The organism is Streptomyces sp. P5F9 (assembly GCF_057961495.1).
Map to the genome: position 1 here is coordinate 1 of NZ_JBXVPZ010001062.1, position 525 is coordinate 525.

General features: G+C 68.6%; 1 pseudogene. It reads right to left on the reverse strand.

From position 1 onward, the window contains the following. Positions 1 to 22 precede the first annotated feature (22 nt). Positions 23 to 525 (reverse strand): annotated as a pseudogene (locus AC31A1_RS52395) (acetoin utilization protein AcuC); the annotation flags it as partial.

Below are 525 nucleotides of genomic sequence, written 5' to 3' on the forward strand. Positions count from 1 at the left end.
CACCCTCACATCCACCAAAGACCTACGCCAACAGCCCCCGCAACGGAAACACCGCCCGCCGAGTAGCCACAACAGCCTGATCAAGACGGTCGGCGGGGTCATACCCCGACTCCCAGTCGGCGTAGGCCACCGGCCACCGCCCATCCGTCATCCGCTGAGGCCCCAACTGCCGCGTCCGAGCGAACACTTCCTGCCGCCACCCCTCAGGAATCACCGCCTCCGGCGCGATCTCCCGCCCCGCGGCAATCGCCACGAGATGCGTCCACGACCGCGGCACCACCTCCACCACGGCATAACCACCCCCGCCGAGCGCGACCCACTTCCCGTCCGCGTACTCGTGCGCCAGCTCATGACACGCGACCTGCACCGCCCGCTGCGCATCCAACGACACCGCGAGATGAGCGAGCGGATCCTCGAAATGCGTATCGGCCCCGTGCTGCGAAACCAGCACCTGCGGCCGAAAGTCCGCGATCAGCTCCGGTACGACGGCGTGAAAGGCCCGCAACCACCCCGCGTCCCCGGTCC